The sequence below is a fragment of the Nocardia sp. NPDC058497 genome (assembly GCF_042720195.1).
Classification (GTDB): Bacteria; Actinomycetota; Actinomycetes; order Mycobacteriales; family Mycobacteriaceae; genus Nocardia.
In genome coordinates, this window is sequence record NZ_JBHXMY010000941.1 from 1 (window position 1) to 1,469 (window position 1,469).

2 protein-coding genes and 1 pseudogene are annotated in these 1,469 nt (G+C 67.7%); 2 read left to right on the forward strand and 1 reads right to left on the reverse strand.

Annotated features, from left to right (window positions below):
* Window positions 1-311, forward strand: a pseudogene (locus tag ACFWPJ_RS32650) (TetR/AcrR family transcriptional regulator); the annotation flags it as partial.
* A 62-nt stretch (window positions 312-373) separates the two neighbouring features.
* On the opposite strand, the gene ACFWPJ_RS32655 reads toward ACFWPJ_RS32650, so the two are convergent.
* A complete protein-coding gene (locus tag ACFWPJ_RS32655) occupies window positions 374-727 on the reverse strand; it encodes a HicB family toxin-antitoxin system (RefSeq protein ID WP_378857350.1) in 354 nt (117 codons plus the stop codon).
* Window positions 728-819: 92 nt separating this feature from the next.
* Between ACFWPJ_RS32655 and ACFWPJ_RS32660 the strand changes: the two genes are divergently transcribed.
* The gene (locus ACFWPJ_RS32660) at window positions 820-1,227 is read left to right on the forward strand and encodes a sterol carrier family protein (protein ID WP_378857351.1); all 408 of its coding nucleotides are present in this window, start codon (window positions 820-822) and stop codon (window positions 1,225-1,227) included.
* Window positions 1,228-1,469: the final 242 nt, after the last annotated feature.

Sequence of the window (1,469 nt, forward strand, 5' to 3'; positions counted from 1 at the left end):
GCCTCGACCTTGGCTTCTACCTCTTCCGCGGCGGCATCCGCCCCCACGGCCTCGGCGCCGAACTGAACGCCGGCCTCAACGCCGCCATGCTGTCCGGCCTCGCCCCCATCGTCTCCGCGGCGATGGAACTCGGCGCCACCGAGGAACGAGCCCGCGTCATCACCGCCGACGTCCTGGCCCACCTCTCCGGCCCGCTCCTGCTGGCCCACACCAAACGCCTGGCTCTCCTCGGCGGCACCGCCGACGCCCGCCAGATGATGCGCGAGTACCTCGACCTGCGCATCGACGCATTGCAGGCCGGAAACGGCTGACCGAGTCGATCCGTGGTGTCACCGTGTCGCGGCGGCCGATGGCTCCCCGGGGGAGAGCGTGTTCAGGAGTTGGCGAGTTGGGATGCGCGCTGGAATGTCACGCCGAGTACGGCACCGATGTCGCGGACGGGGACTCCGTCGGCAGCCAGTCGTCGCGCGGTCGCGGTCGCGACCTTCATGGCGTGAGCTTCCTGTCGGGCAGCCTCCGCGCGTGCTCGCGAGACCTCTTCCGCGGCGGCCGTCACATCGGTTCCGCCTACGTGGGCGGTGATCGCGAGTTCGACAGTCGAGGGAGCTACGTCGGCGACTGTGCAGATGTAGTCGGTTGCTTCCTTGGCGATGTCGGCGTAGCGACGCGCCTGGGTGAGCCCTTCGATATTGCCGTTGACACCGTCCATCTGGGGGATTCGGATCATCCACCAGCGGTCGTCTCGGGACACGGCGATCTGGTCATATCGGGCGGCCCGCTCGGCTCTGGGGATTGTCCGAGGTCGGTAGCGTCTTGGGTATGGCAGGACGGAATGTGGTCGATCCAGCGCAGGTGCGGGCGGCGGTGTGGGCTGTGGGGGAGTGGTTGCGGGACGCGGAGGTGGGGGCGCCCGGGCGGGCCGAGATCGCGGCGGCAGTGCGGGGGACGGCCAGGGCATTGGCTTCCGATGCGCCAGGGCATTCGGTAGAGGTGCGGGTCCCTCCGTTCGTGGCGGTGCAGTGCATCGAGGGGCCGCGGCATACCAGGGGGACGCCGCCGAATGTGGTGGAGACCGATCCGCGTACATGGTTGCTGCTGGCCACCGGGTTGCTCGGGTTCGATGCGGCGGTGGAGTCCGGTGCGCTGTCGGTGTCGGGGATGCGGGCGGAGGAGATCGCCGCTTGGCTGCCGATCGTGCCGCTGCGCGCGGCTGGCGAACCAGCCTGACCCAGCCGCTGGTCGAAGACACCGCAACAGTGGACGAGCCCATCGAAAACGCGGAACAAAAGCTCTGCAAATGCGGAAAATATTGCATGCAGATACGGAAGAAAAATGCCATACTCGCTGGATGGAGGCAATTCTTACCGGGATGGCAAGGCGGCGGCTATGCTCTGTCATCGAGTCTCGGATTGGGGAGGTTCGGGGTGGTTTACGGAAAGGGACCCGCCCCCGGGGGGACTGCCCGCGGT

Coding starts and splice junctions, on each gene's coding strand:
- ACFWPJ_RS32655 (WP_378857350.1), bottom strand. CDS start 727: ATGATCCGAATCCCCCAGATGGACGGTGTCAACGGCAATATCGAAGGG.
- ACFWPJ_RS32660 (WP_378857351.1), top strand. CDS start 820: ATGGCAGGACGGAATGTGGTCGATCCAGCGCAGGTGCGGGCGGCGGTG.